Source organism: Chryseobacterium sp. CH25, from assembly GCF_004119455.1.
Lineage (GTDB): Bacteria > Bacteroidota > Bacteroidia > Flavobacteriales > Weeksellaceae > Chryseobacterium.
This window is the reverse complement of the sequence record NZ_NRQT01000001.1, coordinates 506,923-530,048: the sequence shown is the minus strand read 5'-3', so window position 1 is coordinate 530,048 and position 23,126 is coordinate 506,923. Positions and strand designations below refer to the sequence as shown.

The window sequence follows — 23,126 nt, the reverse complement described above, 5'->3', positions numbered from 1 at the left end:
TTCTACCTGTTGGATTAATGTTTATGGTTTTTGCGGTATTGAAGCGGGGTAGTACCTGTCTGTTTTTTAAAGAACCTTCCAAAATATGAATCATCAGTGAAGTTAAGATCTGTGGCAATCATAGAAACGGTGTCACTGGTTTGAATAAGCCGGGATTTAGCTTCCTGTATCAGCTGCTTCTGGATAAAATGACTGGCAGGAAAACCCGTAACTTCTTTTATCACATCATTCAGATGATTGGGATGCAAATGGAGAAGTTCAGCGTAATCTGAAACCTGTTTTTTCTCCATAAAATGTTGATTAACCAATAATTGGAATTGTGCTGTCAACTGATCTTTTCTGGATAAAGAAAAAGCATCAGCAGAGGTTTGTTTATTGTAAATCCGTTCAGCTTCAAGAAGAATAACATTCAGGAACATACGGGTGAGAAGATCATCATTGAATGTGGTTTTCTGGCATTTCTCACTGTTCAGTTTCCAGAAAAGGTGTTCCATCATCAGGATTTCTCTTTCCGAAAGCTTAATGAATGGTTTCTGATTCACCTGAAAAAAAGGAAACTGATTAAGTTTGATCTGATGTTTAATACAGAGCAAAAAATAGTCAGCATCAAACATGCAGAAAATACCTTTTACATCATCACTCCATCGCTCTACGGCATGAAGCTGGTTTTCTCCAATGAAATATAGGGTTCCGGGCAGAAAATGATAAAGCTGATGTCCTATATTTTCCTCTATTTCACCTTCTGTAAGCAGGATAATACTGTAAAATTTTCGTCTTGTCTGCTTTCCCTCTATAGGTTTTTGTCCCTTTTTAAGATCTTCCAGCTTGGCGATTTCCAGAAAGCCACTTCCATGAGCATAGGTAATATTACTGCATTCTTCGCAGAAAGAGGCAGGGGCATCATTCAGATAAAAATCCTTGAAATCCTGTTTATTTTTTAGTTCCCTGATCTCAGATTGCTTCATATTTAATTGTTCTTTTTTCCAGAAGGCTATAAAGATAAGTACAGATCCTGGTTTTTGAGTTGAAAAACGTCTATAGATTATATAGAAATTTTGCATAAGGCAGTCACTCCTTAGGAATGGCTGCCGAGGTATAGCATATTTGAAAGATAATTATTAATCGTTCAGTAATGGCCTTGGATCAAATACTACTTTTAAAGAATGAATTTTTCCATCAGTAATCTGATACCATCCGGAAGCCTCTATGGTTTTGTCTCCCATATCAATCATATACCAAAAGGAAACATCTTCTCCTGCGGTAAAAGACTTTATGATTTGGTATTTAAATTTCATCTGCCTCATGTCGTTCATGTACACTGAAGCATTTTCTCTTCTTCCCAGTACACCTATGAATTTAAACTCAGGATCAAGACAGTTTTCTGCCTTATCAAAATCTTCCTCATTTAAATACTGGATAAACTGTTCCGCGATATTTTGGGCTGTATTGCTCATTATATTATTTCTTTTACAGGCAAAATTAGCGGGTCAGGAATGATTTTCTTTGTGACGATCGTCACAAAAGAATTATAGGATGGTTTAAAATTATATTTAAATTTCAAAAAATGTATGAGACTGAAGTTGAAAAAATTGTATTTATGTATCTTAATAACTGTAAACCATAATATTTTCATAACCCCTGTGAATACATAAAATGATAGATTTTGAAAACGATTATATTGTAGAAAATGAAAAACTTCTGCTAAGACCATTACTTTCTACAGATTTTGATGAGTTGCTGGAGTTTGCAATGAATGAACCGGATATCTGGAAATACAATGCTTTTGGAGCTGATGGGGCAGAAAACCTGAAAAAATATATTGATAATGCTCTGCTGCAAAGAGAGAAAGGAACAGAGTATCCTTTTATTGTCATTGAAAAATCAGAAAATAAGATCATTGGAAGTACCCGGTTTTATGCAATCAGTACCATTAATAAGACATTAGAATTAGGCTACACCTGGTATGGCAAAAAATATCAGGGAACTTTTGTCAACAAAAACTGTAAGTTTCTTCTCCTTGAATGGGCTTTTGAAAAAATGGGTTGTGAAAGAGTAGGATTTAAAGCCAATGCCCAAAATGAAAGAAGTATTAATGCGATGAAAAGTATAGGATGTGTAATGGAAGGAACTTTAAGAAACTTTGCATTTGATTCAAATCTCAATCGGATAGATGTTGTTGTTCTGAGTATTGTAAAAGAAGAATGGAAGAACGGTGTGAAGCAGAACTTACAGCAGAAAATAAATCATTATCATTAGAGATTTTGATGCACTGAAAAAGTTATATTGGAAGTAATAAGATTCACAGCCATGAATAAATGCAAAAGCTCAGAATACACCTTTGCCATTCTGAGAACAGCGAAAAATGTCTTTAATATATTTTAAATTTCATTCTTCAGTTTTGTAAAGGACTAAAAACTATTTTACTGCCAGCAAAGTAATTCTGTTCTGTGCATAGGCAATCTGTTCTTTTTCCTTTTCCTGATCCGGGTTATTCTTTAGATACAGATGATAGTAGGTTACTGCATTTTTAGGCTGTTTAAGGTTAAGGTCGTACAAAAGTCCCAAACGGTAATAAATAATATTGCTGGCTCCAAAGGTAAGCCCTCTTTTGTAGGCAGCTACTGCATCTGAGTATTGGTTCTTAGCTTCATAAATTCCCGCCAATGCAGCATAATAAAGTGTGGTATGATCTGAAATAGCTTCGTCAATTGTTTTCTGGGCATAAATAGCTGCTCTGTCATAATCTTTCAGTTCACGGTAGCTCAATGTCATAAAATACAATGTTCCTTCATTCTGCATTCCCAGATCTTCCAATATTTTATAAAGGTCAATGCATCGCTGGTAATTCTTTACATAGAAATAGGCTTGTCCCATTTCATTCATTACATTGGCATCTGTATGAACTTTTAGTAATTTCTCACCTGTCTCAATAACTTCCTGATATTTTCCCAATCGGTTAGAGATGGGTAATTGAGTCTGTTGCAATGTGAAATTTTCCGGATCAGCAGCAATAGCTGTTTTCAGGATATCATAAGCAGGCTGGAACTGTTTAAGACTATTATAAACCATTGCCAGATCATAGGCGGTATCGGGATCAGCAGCATTCAGACTATTTGCTTTTTTAAGATATTCAAGTTTTGCTTCAGGAGTATCTGCATAAGCAGCCATTTGTTTGTAAGCATTGAAATTTTGACTGTCTAGCTGAATGATCTGTTGAAGATAGGTTTTTGCATTCGTAATATTTCCTCTCCTGGAATTAATGTTGGCAAGACTGAATAGAACCGGAACTGTATTGGGTTGGATGGTGTTGATTTTCAGATAATTTTTTTCTGCATCCGGAAGTTTCCCGGCCATCATCTGACAATAAGCGATTTGAGTGAGTGCTTTTACATCCTGTGTATCGGCAGGGTAGAGGCTTTGGAGGTATTGGGCAGCATCTGCATAACGCTGAGTTTCATAATATCCGAGCAGCTTTTCAGTATCAATCTTTGAGGTCTGTGCGATTACTGTTTGAAAGCTTAATCCAATAAACAGAATTAGAAACCCTATTTTCATCATTATTATTTTTATAACTAAAATATCTGTTATTTGGTAAGCTTGCAAGTTTTGTAATCACTTATTAGGGATTTTTTTTAATATTTTAACAGATAGGTGGTATAAAATAAAGCAAGTGTTTCTAATTTTCTTATATTCACAATACAGCCCTTCAATAATTAATAAAGATTATAAACTTTTTCAAAATGGAAATTACATCTGTAGCATCATTCATTGATTACTATGAAAAAATCAGAGCGAGAACCAACCGGATCATTGAAATCATCCCACCAGAACATATTGATTTTTCTTATAAACCCGGGAAATTTACTATAGGAGATCAGATAAGGCATATCGCTACCATAGAACGCTATATGTATGGAGAAACCATTTCAGGACGGGAAAGTGCTTATCCGGGATGTGGAAAAGAACTGGCAGATGGATATGACGATACAGTAGCTTTTTTTAATGAAATGCATAACCAGACCATAGAAATTATCAAAGGACTTTCGGATGAGGACCTTAACCGTAAATGTCTTACCCCTGCAAATAATCCAATCTCTATATGGAAATGGCTCAGAGCGATGGTAGAACATGAAATCCATCATAGAGCAGAACTTTATATCTATCTCAATCTTCTTGATGTTAAAACACCACAGATCTTTGGTTTTTCAGCAGAAGAAGTTCAGGATTTGAGTGTGAAGCTATAGATTTCAATAGTATCACTGATTTATAATGATTAAAATGATAAAGGTTAATTTGTATATTGCTGTTCAAAAAAAATAATGACCAAAACCTTTATTATCCCTTTATTACTGCTCGTAAATGCTCTGTATGGACAAACAGATATTGAATTAAAGCCTGGAGATACACTGAAGTATTTATCAACAGCTAAACAGCCGGTATGGATAACTGTTCAGTCAAACGATGCCAATGTTGCTGTAGCCCAGTTTCTGGAAGGTGAAAAAATAAAGGAACAGGATGATTCCAGAGGAATAAAAAGCATAGAACGCTTACTGTTTACTCCTGAAAAAGGGAAAAAGATTGAATTTAGAGTTTGGGCCAAATCTTATGTTGAAAAAAGTAAACCATCAAAAATTTCTATTACAGAATCTAAAACAGTTCCCATTCTGAAAAGCCAGTTTACTTCAGCTCAGTTTGTAGAAGATCTGCGAATTTTCCGTTCCATCAGAGAAAAGGCAAACTCAGGATTATATGTTTACAGAAGCAGACAACAGATAGACAGTTTATATCAGAAGGCAGAGGAAGAAGCTGCCAGCTGTAAGACTATTTTTGAATTTTACAAGGTGATAGCCAAAGTTACAGGTTTTGAAGGAAGTTGCCATAATTATACAGATCTTCCCAATCATGCATCTTATTATCTCACCCAAAAACCAGAATATCTTCCATTTACTCTGAAAAATATTGACGGCCGTTTGCTACAGGATTCAAAGGATAATAAAATTCCGCTTGCTGCCGAAATTATTTCCGTTAATGGGATTCCTGCAAAAGAAATAATCAGCCGTTTTTCCCAATACTATTTTTCTGATGGCTATTCTATGCCTTACAGAGAGACAACAGGCTTTGAAAGGGGGATGCTGGATAAATTTTATATAGAATTTGGAACTCATAAACAATACATCATCAGTTATCAGTGGAATGGTCAGGTTCATGAAGTAACCCTACCCGGAATATCTCTGGATGCTTTTAAAAAGCTTCAGGAATCAAGATACTCCCTTACTCTCGACAAACAATTGATGGCTGAAAAGTACAGTTTTACCAAAGAAGGAGAACATATATACCGTTTATCAGTAAGAGGTTTTGATTTTGCAACTGGGAAGGAAGATCCGGCTTATAAGAAATTCAGTACTTTTCTCGAGAAGATGATGGATACTCTGGAACAGGAAAAAATAGAAAATCTAATCATAGATCTTAGAGGGAATACCGGTGGAACCGGAGCGCTTTATGAAAAAGTATTTTCTTATTTAGCCCAAAAACCTTTCCGGGACAGTCATTATGCCTATACCTGGTTTAATGAAGTTCCTATGGAAGAAAGGCTGGTGATTACTCCTCTTTTTCTATCCAATGGAGTAAATGATAAACGAGGTATTAATGCTTATCTGAAACAGCTTTACCCTACATCTGTTCAGAGGAAATATTATTGGGCAGATGACAAAAACCCATCAATATTGCCTAATGAAAGAACCTTTAAAGGGCAACTTTATCTTCTTACGGATCAGCGTGTGGCTTCTGCGGCGTCTCACCTTGCATCCTTAATAAAATCCTACACCAATGCTATTGTAATCGGAAAAGAAACAGTTGGTGGATATTACGAACATAACGGCCATCTTCCTTTAGTGTATGAACTTCCCAATACAGGGATTCAGACAGGTTTTTCTATTGTTCATGTTATTCAGGATGCACAAAACCTTCCGGATCAGAAAAAAGGGCAGGGGATTATTCCACATTATGAAATAAAGATTACCAACCAGGAATTTTTGGAACAGTCTGATGTTTATCTGAAGAAAGCACTGGAACTTCAAAAATAAAATTATCAGTAAAATGAAATGGCTGCAGAAGATGAGTTTGCAGTCATTTTTATTTAAATAGCTTTAAAAGTATTGATTATTTCCCGTACTGGTGTAAAAAATAATTTTTGCGTAAATTGATTTTATTGTATGTATATGTTTGTAAAATAAGTTATTATGCATTTAATTGTGTCGGGAATCATGATGATTTTTTGTCTGAAAGTCGTAGAACTACTACAAATTCTCAGATTAAGGGCTTAAAATTTTTTGAATATAAATAACCGTTTTATATTTGTTATACCAACACACCATAACGAAGTATTATTAACGATTAAAATTTACAGACTATGACAGTAACAAAAGAGGAACCTTAGCATCCTATGCAGGAACAGAACAAAAGCTATTCTGGCAGTATCTGATCCATAGCAGTTAATACATTTATCCATCAGTCAATTCATTTTAACCTATTTTCTGAAGCTTTTGCTTCAGGGGTATTTATTGATGTCCAAAAAGAACAGAAAGAAAATAAATACAAATTTGTAAATGAGTTGTTTTAAGGGATAATTAGATCTTTCTTCTGGACAGAACATGTTAACCGTTTTTCAGTATATGAGTTCTGAAAAGAAAGATAACTAAAGCCAGATTTGGCAGACCATATTTTAAACCAATCTAATAAAAATAATATGAAGAAAATATTTTCAGAACTTAAAGGCTTTGTTATATACAGTCCGGAGCTTTTAGCAAAATATCTGCAGGATCATAATCTGCCGGGAAACAATATCCTGAAATATTTTGTAGAAAATGAACATGGAGATGAAATAACAAGATCGGGTATTGCAATTCCCGTCATTGGGGTAGAAGAAGATTATTATTCATTCTGCATTTCTGCCAATGAAGACCGGGTATTGGGAAGTGAAGAAGTTGCTGCCCAGTCTGATGGCTGGATATTTCAGACTTCTAATAATGAACTGAGAGTGGTAGGCATTGGTTATTTAAAAGATATTTCAACCATTAACGATGAAAACAGCATTCGGCTGAATCTGGAAAACGGCTGGTTTTCGCTTAAAATACGTGCAGGGAATAAAAATGGAGAAAGGCTTTTTGAGCTTAATACAAGAAAACAGGAAGGGAAACCTAACTTTAACGGAGATCTTTCGTCAACGTATTATTTTAACTGATGAAGGGTACTGAAAGTTTATCTCTATTATTTTTTGAAAAAAGCAGGTATAAAGAAATTAAAAACCAAATAGTCCGCTGAAAATAACGAAACAATAGATCGCCATAGCTAAAGAAAGGTTAATAGCGGTTTGTTCATATTTTTTCTTTGAGTATAATAAAAGGGATTCAATGATGGCATAAATTACGGTACCATATCCCAATACCATCATCACAAAATAGTAGATGTATCCTGCTCCCATTCCCAGATTTTGATCTTTAAGGAGCCAAAGAGGAATAAGGGCGATGAGCAGCAAAAGAATAAGAATACCAAGTCTTAAGAGTAAATGTTTTTTGATGCGGCTTTCTGAAACAACAGGACGATAGATCAGTGTATATACTCCATAGGCATATCCTATTAATATAATCAGACCAATGACGGAACGGACCTGATAAGGTATAGGCAGCATATTGCTTTTAAAAATAAAACCTCCAATTAAAAAGGCAAGAAGGAAATATTTGATTTTTTTGAAATCCATATGTTGAATTTTTTTTGTTATACCTTAAATAGCCAATACAGATAACCTGGATTTTCATACGTTTTAATTCTCAGTCATTATTTGCATTATAACCTGTAATGCTTTGAAGAAACCTTCAGTATCGTTATTCATAAACTTATTAATGACATAAGGTTGTTTCTCAAATTTATTTAATATTTTTCGTATATACAACTGTCTGAATATTGAAGATATAGATGAAATCCTTACATATGAGAATTTAAAAAACTCATCATTGTTGCAGGTCTTCTGAAAAGAACGAAATTAAAGATTGAGGAAAATTTCGGATAAGGGATGTGAAAGTCTGGAGCGGATGTATGATACCAATCAATGAAGAATTATAATTTTTAAGCATAATCTAAAATGATGTACCATTTAAAGTTTAAAAAAATAAATAAACTGCTTCTTTTAGCAGGAATCATTATTTCGGAAGGTCTATATGCTCAGCAAAGCATTCGTTTTGATCGGGCCAGCCAGGTTTTTGATTTTGTAGAATTGAGTTTTGAAATGAATGATAAACCTAATGATAAGTTTCATTTAATAAAATTTGATACTATTACAGCTACAGATAAAAAAGGAAATCTTTTACAGGATAACCATGATGCCTATAATATCTATAGAAGAGCTAATATTCTGGTGCGTTACGAAATGCCAAAAGAGCCGTTAAAAAGTGTAAATGCAGAAGGAATTGTCAAATATTTTAAGCCTTCCGGTGAAAGCAATTCCTACTTTATTTTGGGAAAAGTAAAGGATTTAAAGAAAGACATGAATCTTATTGATAAGAATGTCCTTGCTAAAAGTCCAGGACTTTATTTTGGTATTGTATCTGCAGAATCATCCAGTAAGACCTTTAAAGACTTTATTAATCACAGGGCTAGCCAGAATAAAAAGGTAGACTTTAATGACTATGATCTTATCCTTGCGAAAACGGATAATAAGGAGCATGAGATTATACCTGTAATCCCCACTATGAGTGATGAGCTGGATTTCGGTTATAATAATCTTACACTGCAAGATCCTAAAACCAGGATGATCTATACATTTTATAAAATTAAGCAATCAATGACTGCAGAAGAAAGGGGAAATATTCCTCTGGAACTGCTGATTGAAAACGAAGAATCTGTACAGAAAATCCCTTTTGATTTTAAAAATTTTCAGGTGAAACAGTAAGCCTTGTCATTAATTCATAAGAGTGTGGCAGCCTGTTGAAAAAATAAAAAACTATTATTTTTTTAGAATGTAGTTTTATCTTTCTTTGTATGCCCTTATATATGATAAAAATTTATATTTTAGGGGTTAACCATGAATACCTTTTTATGAGCAGTGTATATTTCATTTTTGTTCTGATTCTTATATTTTCTTTTCAATGGATCAATGGTCAGGGAATACCTGTTGAGATCATCTATGATATCCCTGGCGAGAGCAGTAATGTAAATGGCAGCTGTATTGGAAATGAAAATTACTGTTGCAACTCTGCTGCAATCAAAACCGGTAATTATTCGGATGACGGGCATGAACAGTTTGCTAATAACTCAAGATCATCTGTTACAGACATCTTTTGGGGACCGATACTGATTATATTAAGCTTATTGGTTTTAAGGGCCTTTTCAAAAAGGGTAGAAGAATAGTTATATTATCTTTTTTTAAGAAAGAGATCTCCATAAGACCTGGTAGCACTTTAATATGACAGGAATCAATATTTTACTTTTTTCTGTTTTTTATCCATTTGATAGCATATTCCATAGGTTCAGGAGAGCGGGAAAATGCAGTATTATGCCCTAAATCCGGATATAATTTATATTCATAACGTTTTTTATCAGATTGTAATACATTCAAATGTTCAATGGATAGGTTAACAGGAACCTGTATATCTTTACCTCCAAAAATCCAGAGTCCCGGAATTGATAATTGGGAAAGAGCATCACGGGGATCAGTATCCGTAAATTCGTATCTATCCGGATCTGTCATAATGTGTTTCCGTGCATCTTCTTCCGTGTGGGTATCCCAAAACTTTGAATTTCCATTCGTATAAAACTGAAACCGGAGTTGTTGTTTAACCGGAATAAGGGCTCCACTGAATATCGTCATAAATTTGATGGCTTTATTTTTTTGTGCTGCTAAAGGAATAATCCATCCTGCCTGGCTGCCACCAATTAAACCAATTTGTATTGTATTATTTTGTAAATTTTGAGAGAGTGCATTTACCGCAGCACTTGCATCTAAAGATAATAGATTAAGATTAAAAGAGTCCACATTATTGGTTCCCACTTCCGGTCCTGCATATACACCTCCGGATTCACCCACGCCACGTTTATCATAAGTTAAAACAGCAATACCATTTTTAGCCAAAAGTGTTGCAAACTCTGTCATCCTTTTTTCCTGTCCGGATCCGTGAACAATAACAACAGCTGCAGACGCATGGTCAGGTTTAAAAATAGTTCCTGAAAGTGATACTCCTTCACTGTTAAACTTTACATCCTTAGTGGTAAAATCAGATGAGATTGCCCACGCAGAGGTATTGACTAAAAGAAATAATAACAGAAGGAAATTCATGGAAAAAAATCTCATATATCTGAAATGTTTAGGAGCCGCAAAATGGTTATGTTTCATTTAATTATTAGTTTTATTCTTTTCCACCAGCTTATGAGAGTGTGCTTTGAAAGTCAGTGTTTTAGAGAGGCTAATATACAGAATTAGATCAGACTTTAGGATGGAAGCTGGAAATTTTATAGTGCTGACAAGGCAAACTCCTCTGAATTTTAAAAGAAATTAGCTTTGTATTTTATGTTTTAAGTGTTTGTGTAGTGATAAAAAAAACAAGTTTTGGAATAATTATGATATTTTTGCCTGTTGAAAAAATAATATTATTGTAAAGATTTATTCTTACGAAGTTTTGAAAGAAGAGAAAGGTATAGTTGTTTTATATAGCGATTGATATACCATATCTTTTGTATCAATAACCTGCTTTGGAAGAATAGACACTAAGGAAATGAAACACTAGTTATGACAGAACACAATCAGCCACCAGGCAAATTACCTGATGATGAAGTGGCGTACAAGCAGATCAATGGCATTGAAAATTATAATAAAACAAAAAAATGTACCTACTTCTTAGTTATTCTGTTTAGTGAAGGAAGTGGAATTCATTATATTGATGATATGGAGTTTCCGATTGGTAAAAACCAGCTCCATTTTCTATTTCCGGGACAGCATCATCATTGGGTGACTGGTCCTGAGACTTTTGCCCATAAAATAGTTGTGGGGCAAAAAATATTTGAATCTTTTTCCAATTCTGATGAATTTAATTTTATCAGACATAATCTGAACCCGGTCTTTAAGCTTTCTGATATGATATTTCAGATTGTAAATACGGAAATTGAAAGTATAGAAAGAGATCTTCAGGTGCTGGGTAAAGACGAATCCTGGAAAAAAATCATACAATTGCGTATGGATATTCTTGCCTCTATGATGAGACGGGAAACGGAAGGTTATGTTAAGAATACACTACTGCACCGTTCAAATCCTATTGTTAAAAAATATTGGGGATTTATTGCTCAAAATTATATAGAACAAAAATCAATCCGATGGTATGCAGAAAAGCTTGCAGTAACACCCAATTATCTTAATATTTTATGCAAAAAACATCTGAATATGACGGCAACGGATATGATCCACAGTAAGATTATGCAGGAAGCTAAAAACCAGTTGCGGTATTCGGAAGATCCTATAAAGACCATCTCTTCCAATCTTGGATTTGAAAATAGTGCTGGATTTTCTGCTTTCTTTAAAAAGAAGAGCAATTTCACCCCCACGGAATATCGTTCTTAAATTATTGAAGTAATTGGTTTTTTGAAATCTCAGTGATTCTTGATTGGATAATATTTATTCAGTTCAATGCTTGCTTTCATTAACAAATTATCATTACATAATTAACCGGAATCTTTTAGTTCAGAACTTCTTTAGGCGTTTTGCAGCTATAGGATTTACTGTGTTGAGCCTTAATGTATTGTTTTTCATTTTTACAGTTTTATAATTATTTGTTATAAAATCAGCAAGTATTGAATTGATTTTTGAATATCCTTCATCTGTTACTTTTACTACATTTATCCATAGATTCTAATAGCCTTATTTGCGAAGTACAATTAAGATTCCGTACAGTTTACCTATATCAGTACTTAATTCTCAGATAATAATTTCCTATACACTAAAATAGATAACAAATGAAAAAAGTTAGAATTCTTTTGGCTACACTCCTTGCAGGGGCAGGAAACTACATGATTGCTCAGGTTGGAGTTAATACAACAGCTCCCAAGGTCACACTGGACGTTGTAGGAACGCCTGGTGATACTCAGAAAACAGATGGAGTTATTGTTCCCAGAATTACAGGGGAACAGTTGAAAAATAAAGATAATCTCTATGGTTCTGATCAGGATGGTACAATTATATACGTTACTCAGCCTCTTACCAATACCACCACCAGCAGTAGAACGGTCAATGTGCTGAGAAAAGGATATTACAGTTTCAACTCCACTAAAGGAACAAGCGGAGAGTGGGTGAAAATGTTCTATAATTCACCGGATATTCTGGCAGGGGGAACGGCAGGAAGTGCTCATCCGGGAGCAGCTGTTATCTTGAGTTCTACTGATGGTAATACATCTGTTGGTGATCTTGAAACAAGGACTTTTACCCTTACAGAAAAATCCGTTGTTGTATTTACGATGTCTGTTCCTGTTACAAATGTGCTGAGTGCTAATGGAAGTGCTCTCTCAGACGGAGCATCAAAAGGCTATGGCTCCAATCTGTTTTTAAGTGGTGGGTCCTTTAATAATGCTTTGATATGCAGGCAGGGAGTTTCATTTACAAACAGTGGAAATTTTTATACAACGGGAGTATTTCAGGTAGGCGCCTCAAGAACTTTGGTATTAGATCCGGGAACGTATACGGCAAGGATTCGTGTTTATGTATACGCCGTGGATACAATAGGGATAAGAGCGAGTTTTGGAACCGGTGCCGATACTGTTTTTGATATTATCGGGCAAATTCAATAAGTATTCTTTTGATAGACTCAGTTATATCTTTATGAAATATTGATAAATATTTCTGCATTTGCCGGAGCGACAGTCGTTCTGGCTTTTGTTATAGTCTGAACCATTTTTGAGATAAAAAAAACAGCAGAAAATCCATAGATTTCCTGCTTGTAATAGTGAAATAAATGTGTAATTAATCTGAAATCTACGTGTTCATTTAACTTAAAAACTATTGCCCTCAGATTGATTCAAAAATACATTGATTATTGATAAAGAATAGCATACGAATTATTCAATAAGTTTTCTTTTTTACACATAGATGAAGATAAATGTATACTGTAAAAATATGCAGAGAAAGAAATGATACTCTTTCCCTGCACTTCCATAATTTGTGTTTGAGGAATGAATGAGGCTAGGTGTTTTGTTATTCTAAGAATTATGTTTTTTTGAAATGAAATATTGATGGTTAGGTTGTAGACATCCAATATGACCACTTACTGCCATTAAATACAGCAAGTCTTTTGGCTCCGTTTTTATTGATAAAAACCATCATTCCAGGAGATGGATTGGGAATTGCATCGGTACTTTCTGCAGTTGGTAATAGCAAGGCCTTTGTTTGAGACTCCAGTACAAGCACTCCGCTGGCTGTAGAGCTGTTGGAGCCAATAATCACTTTTGCATTAGGTTCTTCCTGAACTTGACTTTCTGTTGGCTGTGCAGACAGCGCTGTAGTTAAGTCTCCATTCTGGCCACTTAAATCGATCCAGGAACCGTTATAGTATTTAACCCTTGATGCATTGCTCGTTGAGGCATCAAGAAGAATAGTTCCTTCATTGGGAGAAGAGGGAAGAGTGCGTGTATAGGGAAGAATGATTCCTTTGTTTTGCCCTGTTGGAAATTCAAGCAGAACAGATGTTTTATTAGAAGCTGAACCTGTTTCATTTCCAATAATTACCTGTGAGAATGCTATTTGTGATATAATAACAGATAAAATAGCTGATATCTTTTTCATAATATATTATTTTATTATTCATTAAGGACAGGTAGGTGTTGTAAAACAGCTCCATATTCCATCCGCATAGATTTTAAGACATTTATCCGTAAGGTCGTATACAAGCATTCCTTCAATAGGGTTGGTGATATTTCCTAATGAGGCTTTAGGTAATCGGGTGATTACAAATCCTTTGGTATTGGATTCTAATACCATGAATGCAGAACTTCTGACGGTGGGCCAGGTATCCTTACCAGCTCTTTTCAGGGTAGTGATACCAAAATTAGAATTAATGCCAGCTGATGATGTATTCTTATCCTCATAACATACAGTCTGTACATTAGGAGTAGAGGAGTTGCTGTTATCTGAAGTTGTTGTTTCGCTTAAATCCCCACTAATATTTGCTGTATTCGTATAATTTCCGGAATAGTTAACCTTTGCAGTGATATTCAGCACTTCAGAATTACCATCGTTTAGAGTTCCTATATTCCAGATACCGGAAGAATTATCATAGGCGCCAACACTGGCTGAAGAGCTGATAAAACTGTAACCACTTGGAAGCTGATCTGTAACTTTTACATTGGTATTGTTGGATGCTCCGCTATTCTGGGCAGTTAATGTAAAAATAACATTGGTGCCACTTTTAGGATTTTGATTGTTGACCGTTTTTGTTATGGAAAGATTACTTTCCAACGTTGAAATCCCTATTGTCATTCCATCACCTCCTCCCCATGAAGAAGCCTGTCCATCTCCTCTTATGTTTGTTCTTAAAGTAAGTGTTGTAATGCCCTGGCCACTTATCAGGATTGATCCTGAGGCTGAGTTGGCACCTGTGGCAGACGGATTTGTTGCTGTATTCCTGATGGATGTTGAGGTTACGTTGAAGCTTGAACTGTTGCCGGAAAGTCTTGAAAATGAAACGGGAACATTAGATGATACATAATCAAAACCTCCTGCAAAGCCTAATGATCCCTGAAAACCACCCATTCCCCCTATATGAAGAATAGGGTTATTCACAGGCCTGTTGAAGGTAATGGTGAGATCAGCCATCTGATAGGTACCGTTTGTAGAATTACCGGATAATACTGATGAATTTAGAGTGAGATTAATCCCCCGGTTATTGGTAACCATAATTCCTGTGCCGGAAGATGCACCGGAAGCTGTAAAATTATTATTAGAAGGTGCTCCTGCAGAATTCATCAAAGGATACAATGCCGCTCCGGCGGAACCTGTCCATCCTAATCTTGCTGCATTTGAATATACCTGATTAGTAAGAGTAAATGTAGCTTTCAGTTCGGGCTGGTACAGGGCAAAAGATGTACCGCTGGGATTATTGGTGTTTTTTAGAAAATTTATGGTGGCTGTTGTTACAGGGCCATTTCCTGTAGGATTACCATCCCCGGATACCAGTGCAAATTCAAGGTTTGGGGCCGTTTGGCCGTATAGTGGAAATAAAGATGCTACTGATAGGACAAGAATAAACTGTAGTTTTCTATTCATGGTCTTCAATAATTTTAGGGGTCAAGAACTATTTGTTTTTATGTTGGCAAAACTATAAGAATACCTTATTGCAGTATGGTGGCGAATTATTCAATCGTTTTTGGATTTTACACAGATTACAACTTTGTATCTGTTGTCTGATAATTGATGGTGTGTTTCTATTTACGGTTATAATATCAGTAATTAATTGAATGATTTATAGTCATTTGAATAGATGTATTGTTAATACCTTAGAGGGTAAGTAAGGGAGGCTTTTCTCTTATTTGAAAATAGTTATTCATTAGAGATGTTCTCTAACATGTTCTCAACATGTATGCATCAGGTCTATTCTGTAATAGTCTGCCAGAAATCAGATAATCATTTTGTTTAAAACCAATAATTATGAAAAAAGTATTATTTATCTATTGTTATTTATCCTTTACTGAAATACTTTCCGGGCAGGTGGGGGTTGGTACCACCCAGCCGGATCCGTCCGCCGTACTTGATATTGTGTCAAGCAATAAAGGATTGAGGCTGCCTGTTGTAAATTTAGTGTCAACGGAAGATCAGAGTACTATTTCTTCCCCTGTTAAAGGGTTTATTGTATATAATCAGACAGAAAACGGATCGGGGAATACCAGAGTTACCAAAGGATTATACTCATTTGATGGAACCCAGTGGAATAAATTACTGAGCCACCAAAATACAGAGGACAGGATTTTAGAAATTCCTTTTTTGGCTCCTATGTTTGTTGCAAGTAATATTGTTACCGGAGCTCCGGCTTCTCAAACTGCAGGTTCAACAGTTACTCTAACCTTTAATAAACTTGATTATAACTTTCAGAACGGTGCTACAGGAACAGCTCCCAATTATGGAGGGTATACAATACAGGAGGATGGAGTATATTCTATTTCATTTGCTGCAGACATAAGAAATACTACAGGGGATACCAATGGAGAACAGGTGATTTTTGTGAGAAGAAACGGGGCCAATATCTGTGCTTACGGAATGCAGAGAAAGTTTCAGTTTGGGGGGATTTCCAATGACTGTACTTATTCATTATCAACAGGTGATGTTATTTCCTTTACAGCAAGATCAACAGGAGCTGCTTATCAGATATACAATACTAATGTTTCTATTTATCAATCCCATTAAAAACATAATTATGAATACTAAAATTCTTAATCTGTTTGCCGTTTTGTTCATCAGCCAGAGCAATGCACAGATGGTTATAGGCTCAGATCAGGTTTCTGATGCTGCCATTTTAAAACTGGATATGGCAAATAAAGCATTAAAGATTCCTCTACTGTCAATTCCTTCCAAAAATAATACTCAGGTTCCTGTGCAAAACCCAGCAAGAGGACTTTTACTATATAATACGAATCCTATCATTTCAGATAATCTGGATGATGAGGTTTCTTATTGGGGAAATGCAGGTCAATATTATTCAATTACTACCGTAAATGGAATAGAAGACGTTATTCATGACAGCAATATTCCTTTAATGATCTTTAGTACTACTGTTGGGCAAAAAAATAATATTGCCTGTGGTGCCGGGGCCTGCTCAGGCTGGACCTGGACTTCTTTTAATCCTACCTCTGCTGAAATTCTGATTGATTCCTATACAGCATGGAATACCGGGAATAATACTTACACCATACCGGCTACTGATACCTATGTGATAGAATACAATACCAATATTTCAAATAGTTCAAACGGAGACGGAACTTCTTCTCAAAATATTTACAGGAATGGCAACAGTATGAATAATGTGTCCGGTAGATATGTTACATTAACCAACCGGGCATATACCACGGTAATGCTGATTCAGGAGTTTACAAAAGGAGATGTAGTGGACTTTAAATATGTCTATACGCAAAATAATTACCGATTGGAAACAGGAACAGTTAACATTTATAAATATTAAAAAATGGAAAAAAAAATATTGAATATCGGCTTCCTGTTGTCGTTTGTTTTTGTCTTAAGTCAGGTCGGTATAGGGACATCCACTCCAGAACAGGGAAGTGTGCTGGATGTGGTAAGCAGTGATAAAGGAATGTTAATCCCACGGTTACAGTTAAGCAGCATCAATGATATTACCACAGTTCCGGCTACAAGTCAGGATGTCGGTGTGATCGTTTATAATCTTGAAGATGCGGGGATAAGCCCTGCAAATGTTTTCAAGGATACCTATTATATCTGGAATGGTGCTGAATGGGAGGATATTGCTACCTTAAATTTTGCAAGGGAAGTCATTAGTGAAAACAATGTATCAACAACCCTTTTCATAGGCCGTCCGGCGACTGCTGTCACTGCAAATGCATCCGGGGCTTATACTGCCTGGACTAATGTTAGCTTTGACAATGAATCTCTGGATAAACAGAATATACATAGTTCAGGGACATTTTCAATTCCTGCAGCAGGGTTATATGCATTTGCAGGAGGAATCAATATAAGCAGGTCAAATAATGCAGGGGCCAGTAAATATTATGGTGGCAGAATTTTACTGAATGGAGTTGAGGTTGCTACTTCAATCTTTGGTACAGGTGTTGGAGGCAGTGGTGGGTTTATACCCTTATACTGGAATGCCTTGCTGAACGCAGGAGACCAGGTACAGATCCAGTACAGAATGAGAGATACCACAACCACCGGAACTTTTACTGTCACTACTAACTCCAATGTCAGTGTAATCAGGAATTCAAATTAGACGAGTCTGATAATAATAGTTGTCTGAATTTTCTTTGGCAGGCCGTATCTAATATGCGGTCTGCCTTTTTTATCTGTAATAGGGTTATTTGGTATTGAAATCTACCTTTATGATAGATTTGACAAGTTTGAATATAAAAATGATAAGTAATGTTATAATATGAATAAATTGATAAATAATATATGTAATGAATAGCAAACAGCAATTACTAATTTTGCATAGAAGGATTTAGGCTTGTTTTAAAAATAACTGAAATATAAAAAGGAAATCCTCAATAATTTAAATGATTTGATATCAGGATCTGATGATTCGGTCATAATCATCAATGCATGGTAATCATGGAGGTTAACTAATGGAAGTAGGTGTCTTTTGATAAAAAGTTAGGTGTATGATAGAGTAAACCAATATTCTCTAATTGTTTTAATAAATTCTATGAATGAAAAAATAAGTCACCAGTCAATTAATACAGATAATTTTCAATATGATTTCAGTCTCTGCAGTCAGATTGCAATTGATGAAGTAAAGGATAATAGTAGTAAGCATTCTGAAAATATGATGAATACCTTTTTTACTATTTTTTTATTCGAGAAGGCAGATGGTATTCATCATATTGACGGGAAAGAATTTTCAGTGAAAGATTTTCAGATGCATCTTGTATTTCCAGGTCAGGTTAATGAATGTAAGTATGAAAAATTCACCAGTGTCTATAAGGTTATAGTTCCTCATGAGATACTTGATATGTTTGGTAATTATCTGATGTTTCCTATTTCATTTTATAAAAAGAAGCCGGATTTTGAATTGCCCCCTGAAATATTTTATAAGTTGCTTTATGAGTTCCGGTCTATTTATAACGAGATAAAAAAGAATGAAAATATCTGGGAAATTGTATTACCGCGAATTAGAATTATTACCCTTACAATTAGCAAAGAAGCTTGCAGGCAGTCCTTTATAAATAGTGAAAATATTGCCACGAAAAGGCTAGCTGATTTTTTTAAGCTGGTAATACTGAACTTCAGAACCGAAAGAAATGTTAAGTTCTATGCAGATGAAATGTTTTTAACACCCAACTATCTTAATATCATCTGTAAAAGATACTTTAACAAGACGGCTTCTTCTATTATTAACAATGAGTTGATTCTGGAAATTAAGATGCTATTAATCAATTCCAATAAGTCTATAAAAGAAATAGCATTTGATCTTGGGTTCAGAGACCTATCTGGTTTTTCAAGTTTTTTTAGTAACAATACAGGGATGTCTCCCAGGGATTTTTTAATGAAATATGGAAGGAATATTATTCATTGAGCCTGATTAGCTAAACCTTCGTTTCGTTTTACCATTAGAGAGCCGGCAGGATTGGAAAAATACTGTCTACAGGTTTGGTATGACTTTACATTATATCTAAAATTTAAAAAAATGAAACACTTATCAGTAAAATATGTAGGAAGTGATATTATTTATATAGAATGCAACGGTAAAAATGTATACAGGATAGATGACATTATAAAAAAAGAAAACTTCATCTCTATCTTTTTGTTTGAAAAAGGAAATGGAACCCATACAATAGGATCTGAAAACTATCTGATTAAAGAAAAGCAGGTTCATATGGTATTGCCGGGGCAGAAACAGGAGTTCAGCTGTAATGAATCTGCAGTACTGAACCTCATTATGGTATCCAAATGTAAATATATTGAAATAATGGGCGGAGTGCAGATTCCGTCAATTGTCTGCCAGGAGTATCCTGTAGTAGATGTATCTCAGGAGATATTTGATATTCTGGCGAAAGAATACAGAGATGTAGCCTCTGAAATTATGGAAGAATCCTGTGTAATGATGCACATCATTTATTCTAAGATTAAAATTATTCTTCAGAATATCAGCAGAGAAATAAGAAGAACCTGCGGTGGGCTTCGGATTTATGAGCAGCATCCTTTATTATTCACATTTATTGTCTTAATAAAGAAACATTTTAAGGAAGACAGGTCCGTGAGTTTTTATGCCAGTCATTTGGGATTAACAGCAAATTATCTGAATGTATTATGCAAAAAACATTTAAAGAATACCGCTTCAAGAGTAATTGACATGGAAGTTATACCCTTGCTTAAAAGGGATATCATTACTTCTGAAGATCTGCTGATTAATATTGCTTATGATTATAGTTTTCAGAACTATGTACACTTTTCCAGATATTTTAAAAAATATGTAGGTCTTTCTCCAATGGCTTACAGGAGAAAGAAACTGTTGGGTTAATAAAAAGCTTTATTATTCTCAATATATATGAATATTTATAGCCTATTGATGTATTTATAAAATCATAAAGGCATTAAAATTGTTTTAATCATAAAAATGGTTGTTGCAGAGTGAGTAAATTGTACCTTGAAAAAAATCTTGAGTGGGAAGATCAGATTACAGACAGTATTACTTATCTTCCACTGGCGGGAGTAAGTGAAATATCAAATTTCAGATCTCCTGATTCTTATGTATTTATATTTTTCGAAAAATGTAAAGGGATACACTTTATTGATTTTCTAAAATATCAGGAAAATGACAATCAGATTCATATATCATTTCCGGGCCAGATTCACTCCTGGAAAACAGAATCAGCATTGGGGCATAAGCTAATTATTTCCAGGAAGTTTGTAGAAATGAATCTATTTGATACCCGGTTTTCTTCTCAGTATATTAATAGTAATCCTATAGTTAATCTTTCTGAATATCAGTCAGATAAATTGCGTGATGAATTTAATCTGCTCAGCAGAGAAATTGCAGATCAGAATACTCCCCGTAAAATAATCAGTTTAAGAGTTCAGATAATTATTAATCTGATTAATAATATGATCGATAAAGACGCTTCCACTGAGACTGATAAAACAAAAATCCATCCTGTTGTTTCAAATTTTTACAGTCTGATTGAAGAACATTTCTGGGTATCTAAATCCGTGAAATTTTACGCTGAAAAGCTTGCTGTTACAGCTAATTACCTGAATATCTTAGTGAAATCTGAGATCGGGCAGACTGCAAAAGATATCATAGATGCAAGAACCGTTCTTGAAGCTAAAAGAATGTTGCTGGGCAGTAATCTCTCCATTAAGCAGATTTCATTTGACCTGGGCTTTCCATCCATTTCCTTCTTTTCATCATACATCTACAGAAATACAGGATTTTATCCTAAAAATTTCCGGGAAAACGGAGTTTAGCTTTAAAACTCAAAACTCGTCTTTACTTGTTATAAAATAAGAAAGCACTCGAATAATATCTGACATTCTGAGTGATGTCATAATATTTATTTTTAATGAGTATCTAAAATTGTTGAAATTCTGGATAATCACTTTTAATAACGAAAATAAGAATCTATCATATTATGAATTTTAAAGAGTTCCATATTGGAAAATTGATTAAAACAAAAGTAGACGAACTGGGAGTACCTGAAGACCGAATCATCAATTTCTTTAAATTGCCAATGTTGGAGATTGAGGCTATGTATGCAGATCAAAATATTTTGGTAGATAATCTTTTGAAATGGAGCAAGCTTCTTGAATATGATTTTTTCAGATTGTATTCTCATCATCTTATTCTTTACGCGCCACCTTCAGGAAATACACCATCAAAAGGTACTGCTAATTCTTCTTCTCTGCCTATCTTCAGAAAAAATGTCTATAGTCAGGAACTGATAGACTTTGTTCTGGAACAGATTAAAAGTGGAGAAATGACCAAAAATCAGGTTATCAAAGAATATAAAATTCCTAAATCTACTTTAAACAAATGGGAAGTAAAATATTCTGAAGACACGTCACTGCCAGTATCTTAATTTTATTAATACACTAACGTTGAACCGATGAAAAATATACAAGCTCCAGATTACAAAAGGATTTATAGTGATATTGTCAAAAAAAATTACCACATAAGGAAGAGAACTGTAGAAACATTTTGTCCAAAGATAAACTGGAAATTTTAGATGTCATTAACCTGAATAAAATTTTATTTGGGACTCAGTCCTGTAATCAGAAATATAAGGCGTATGATGAGAGGGCAATCAAAGAAATTCTTGCTTATCAGAAGGAACATAAGCTAAACAATAAAGAACTGGCCAAAGTTTTTTCTCTCAGCAGAAATACAGTGGCCCGCTGGAAGAAAGATCTTATATCTGGACGTCCTTACTGTGAAACTGTAGTGCATAAGTGAGCATTCATATATACTGAGCGTGGTCCAATAAAAATTAAAGTCCGAACAATAATTTTAATTTCATTTTTAGCCGGTATGAAAGTTCAGTCTGATAATTGAGGAAGCTGAAAATTTCGTCTGCATCAGTGAAATCTTCCGGTACTTTACAATGGTTAATGTAATTAATATTTCTTCTTTTCATTGTTTCATGTATTATAAGCGCAAATGAATTTTTAGCTGCTTTTTTTCCGGTATGTTGTGAAATACCACCATCATGCAGCCTATATTTATATAAAACCTTCTTAATGAATTTAACTTCTCCCAATTCTAAGATTTTCAAATACAGATCCTGATCAACAGCACTTTTTAAATTGGGATTAATTCCAGACGTTTTTAAATATATATCCTTTCTGAAAGTAAAAAAATGAGCAAACTGAATAGGACAGTTGAAAAAATATCGGTCATTAACAATCTGTTTAGTAGAACTGAAAATTTCTTTTGAAGTAAGCTTTTCATCACATAACATCATTTTAGAATAAGTAGCAACAATATTACTGGTAGAGTGGTACGGTATTATTGATTCTTCCAATGCCTTCGGATGAAGAGCATCATCCGGATCCAGAAATGCACATATATCTCCATTGGCATGCTCTACACATTTACGTTTAGTAAAACCGCATCCTTTGTTTAATGAATTTTGTAATAATAAAAATCTGCCATCATCCTTTATGAGTTCCCGGATTATTTCTAATGAATTATCTGTTGAGCAGTCATCTACAATAATTGCTTCCCAATTATTATATGTTTGATTCATTAAAGATGCAAAGCAATCCGGAAAATACTTGCCATTATTGTAATTCGCAATCAGGATAGATATTTTTTTCATTTTGATATTTCATTAATGATTAGAATATGTACTTACTGTATTTGAAGTAATTGGATTGTATCAGATACTATATTACCTTCCTGTCTGTAAAACTAGAGGTTAAA

The 23,126-nt window shown here is 34.5% G+C and carries 24 protein-coding genes; 16 read left to right on the top strand and 8 right to left on the bottom strand.

Translation table 11 applies throughout. The annotated features are described in order from the left end of the window. Positions 1-14 precede the first annotated feature (14 nt). On the bottom strand, positions 15-965 hold the full coding sequence (locus tag BOQ64_RS02315) for a helix-turn-helix domain-containing protein (protein WP_129056377.1): 951 nt from the start codon (positions 963-965) through the stop codon (positions 15-17). A 153-nt stretch (positions 966-1,118) separates the two neighbouring features. Beyond that, positions 1,119-1,454 carry a nuclear transport factor 2 family protein gene (locus BOQ64_RS02310; protein WP_129056379.1) on the bottom strand — a complete coding sequence of 112 codons (336 nt, stop codon included), beginning with the start codon at positions 1,452-1,454 and terminating at the stop codon, positions 1,119-1,121. A gap of 199 nt (positions 1,455-1,653) precedes the next feature. Between BOQ64_RS02310 and BOQ64_RS02305 the strand changes: the two genes are divergently transcribed. Further along, on the top strand, positions 1,654-2,256 hold the full coding sequence (locus BOQ64_RS02305) for a GNAT family N-acetyltransferase (protein WP_129056381.1): 603 nt from the start codon (positions 1,654-1,656) through the stop codon (positions 2,254-2,256). A 159-nt stretch (positions 2,257-2,415) separates the two neighbouring features. Here the strand turns inward: BOQ64_RS02305 and BOQ64_RS02300 are convergent, their stop codons facing one another. Then, positions 2,416-3,555, bottom strand: coding sequence for a tetratricopeptide repeat protein (locus tag BOQ64_RS02300; RefSeq protein WP_228448081.1), 1,140 nt, complete (start codon positions 3,553-3,555; stop codon positions 2,416-2,418). A gap of 185 nt (positions 3,556-3,740) precedes the next feature. Here BOQ64_RS02300 and BOQ64_RS02295 point away from each other — a divergent pair, with 185 nt between their 5' ends. The 3 genes from BOQ64_RS02295 (at position 3,741) to BOQ64_RS02285 (ending at position 7,240) form a co-directional block, all read left to right on the top strand. Further along, positions 3,741-4,244 carry a DinB family protein gene (locus BOQ64_RS02295; protein WP_129056385.1) on the top strand — a complete coding sequence of 168 codons (504 nt, stop codon included), beginning with the start codon at positions 3,741-3,743 and terminating at the stop codon, positions 4,242-4,244. A gap of 75 nt (positions 4,245-4,319) precedes the next feature. Next, entirely contained in the window at positions 4,320-6,083 is a 1,764-nt protein-coding gene (locus BOQ64_RS02290) for a S41 family peptidase (protein WP_129056387.1), read from the top strand. Between the two features lie 662 nt (positions 6,084-6,745). Beyond that, positions 6,746-7,240 (top strand): hypothetical protein, encoded by a 495-nt coding sequence (locus BOQ64_RS02285; protein WP_129056389.1) that lies wholly within the window; start codon positions 6,746-6,748, stop codon positions 7,238-7,240. A 57-nt stretch (positions 7,241-7,297) separates the two neighbouring features. Here BOQ64_RS02285 and BOQ64_RS02280 read toward each other — a convergent pair whose 3' ends face one another. Next, entirely contained in the window at positions 7,298-7,756 is a 459-nt protein-coding gene (locus tag BOQ64_RS02280) for a hypothetical protein (RefSeq protein ID WP_129056391.1), read from the bottom strand. 381 nt (positions 7,757-8,137) lie between these two features. On the opposite strand from BOQ64_RS02280, the gene BOQ64_RS02275 reads away from it, so the two are divergent. Together BOQ64_RS02275 and BOQ64_RS02270 are read left to right on the top strand one after the other, a co-directional pair. Then, positions 8,138-8,944 (top strand): hypothetical protein, encoded by an 807-nt coding sequence (locus BOQ64_RS02275; RefSeq protein ID WP_129056393.1) that lies wholly within the window; start codon positions 8,138-8,140, stop codon positions 8,942-8,944. 101 nt (positions 8,945-9,045) lie between these two features. Then, complete coding sequence (locus BOQ64_RS02270; RefSeq protein ID WP_129056395.1) at positions 9,046-9,402, top strand: hypothetical protein; 357 nt, start codon at positions 9,046-9,048, stop codon at positions 9,400-9,402. 73 nt (positions 9,403-9,475) lie between these two features. Here the strand turns inward: BOQ64_RS02270 and BOQ64_RS02265 are convergent, their stop codons facing one another. After that, complete coding sequence (locus tag BOQ64_RS02265) at positions 9,476-10,384, bottom strand: alpha/beta hydrolase family protein (RefSeq protein WP_228448079.1); 909 nt, start codon at positions 10,382-10,384, stop codon at positions 9,476-9,478. Between the two features lie 393 nt (positions 10,385-10,777). On the opposite strand from BOQ64_RS02265, the gene BOQ64_RS02260 reads away from it, so the two are divergent. Next, the gene (locus tag BOQ64_RS02260) at positions 10,778-11,602 is read left to right on the top strand and encodes a helix-turn-helix domain-containing protein (protein ID WP_129056397.1); all 825 of its coding nucleotides are present in this window, start codon (positions 10,778-10,780) and stop codon (positions 11,600-11,602) included. 392 nt (positions 11,603-11,994) lie between these two features. Continuing rightward, positions 11,995-12,822, top strand: a complete 828-nt coding sequence (locus BOQ64_RS02255) for a hypothetical protein (protein WP_129056399.1) — start codon at positions 11,995-11,997, stop codon at positions 12,820-12,822. Positions 12,823-13,267: 445 nt separating this feature from the next. On the opposite strand, the gene BOQ64_RS02250 is transcribed toward BOQ64_RS02255, so the two are convergent. Both BOQ64_RS02250 and BOQ64_RS02245 read right to left on the bottom strand, forming a co-directional pair. Continuing rightward, positions 13,268-13,813 (bottom strand): hypothetical protein, encoded by a 546-nt coding sequence (locus BOQ64_RS02250; RefSeq protein ID WP_129056401.1) that lies wholly within the window; start codon positions 13,811-13,813, stop codon positions 13,268-13,270. A gap of 21 nt (positions 13,814-13,834) precedes the next feature. After that, positions 13,835-15,292 (bottom strand): DUF11 domain-containing protein, encoded by a 1,458-nt coding sequence (locus tag BOQ64_RS02245; RefSeq protein WP_129056403.1) that lies wholly within the window; start codon positions 15,290-15,292, stop codon positions 13,835-13,837. Positions 15,293-15,673: 381 nt separating this feature from the next. Between BOQ64_RS02245 and BOQ64_RS02240 the strand changes: the two genes are divergently transcribed. From BOQ64_RS02240 to BOQ64_RS02205, 8 genes are all read left to right on the top strand, one after another. Beyond that, positions 15,674-16,426, top strand: a complete 753-nt coding sequence (locus tag BOQ64_RS02240) for a hypothetical protein (protein ID WP_129056405.1) — start codon at positions 15,674-15,676, stop codon at positions 16,424-16,426. Positions 16,427-16,436: 10 nt separating this feature from the next. Beyond that, positions 16,437-17,198, top strand: a complete 762-nt coding sequence (locus BOQ64_RS02235; protein WP_129056407.1) for a hypothetical protein — start codon at positions 16,437-16,439, stop codon at positions 17,196-17,198. Between the two features lie 3 nt (positions 17,199-17,201). Beyond that, positions 17,202-17,978: a hypothetical protein gene (locus tag BOQ64_RS02230; protein WP_129056409.1), complete on the top strand. Its 777-nt coding sequence runs from the start codon at positions 17,202-17,204 to the stop codon at positions 17,976-17,978. 432 nt (positions 17,979-18,410) lie between these two features. Next, positions 18,411-19,280 (top strand): helix-turn-helix domain-containing protein, encoded by an 870-nt coding sequence (locus BOQ64_RS02225; protein ID WP_129056411.1) that lies wholly within the window; start codon positions 18,411-18,413, stop codon positions 19,278-19,280. A gap of 111 nt (positions 19,281-19,391) precedes the next feature. Continuing rightward, the gene (locus BOQ64_RS02220) at positions 19,392-20,225 is read left to right on the top strand and encodes a helix-turn-helix domain-containing protein (RefSeq protein WP_129056413.1); all 834 of its coding nucleotides are present in this window, start codon (positions 19,392-19,394) and stop codon (positions 20,223-20,225) included. 110 nt (positions 20,226-20,335) lie between these two features. Further along, the gene (locus BOQ64_RS02215) at positions 20,336-21,172 is read left to right on the top strand and encodes a helix-turn-helix domain-containing protein (RefSeq protein ID WP_129056415.1); all 837 of its coding nucleotides are present in this window, start codon (positions 20,336-20,338) and stop codon (positions 21,170-21,172) included. 164 nt (positions 21,173-21,336) lie between these two features. Further along, the gene (locus BOQ64_RS02210) at positions 21,337-21,783 is read left to right on the top strand and encodes a transposase (protein ID WP_129056417.1); all 447 of its coding nucleotides are present in this window, start codon (positions 21,337-21,339) and stop codon (positions 21,781-21,783) included. Positions 21,784-21,902: 119 nt separating this feature from the next. Beyond that, positions 21,903-22,157: a hypothetical protein gene (locus tag BOQ64_RS02205; protein ID WP_317127654.1), complete on the top strand. Its 255-nt coding sequence runs from the start codon at positions 21,903-21,905 to the stop codon at positions 22,155-22,157. Between the two features lie 34 nt (positions 22,158-22,191). Here BOQ64_RS02205 and BOQ64_RS02200 read toward each other — a convergent pair whose 3' ends face one another. Continuing rightward, complete coding sequence (locus BOQ64_RS02200; RefSeq protein ID WP_129056421.1) at positions 22,192-23,022, bottom strand: glycosyltransferase family 2 protein; 831 nt, start codon at positions 23,020-23,022, stop codon at positions 22,192-22,194. Between the last annotated feature and the right edge of the window lie 104 nt (positions 23,023-23,126).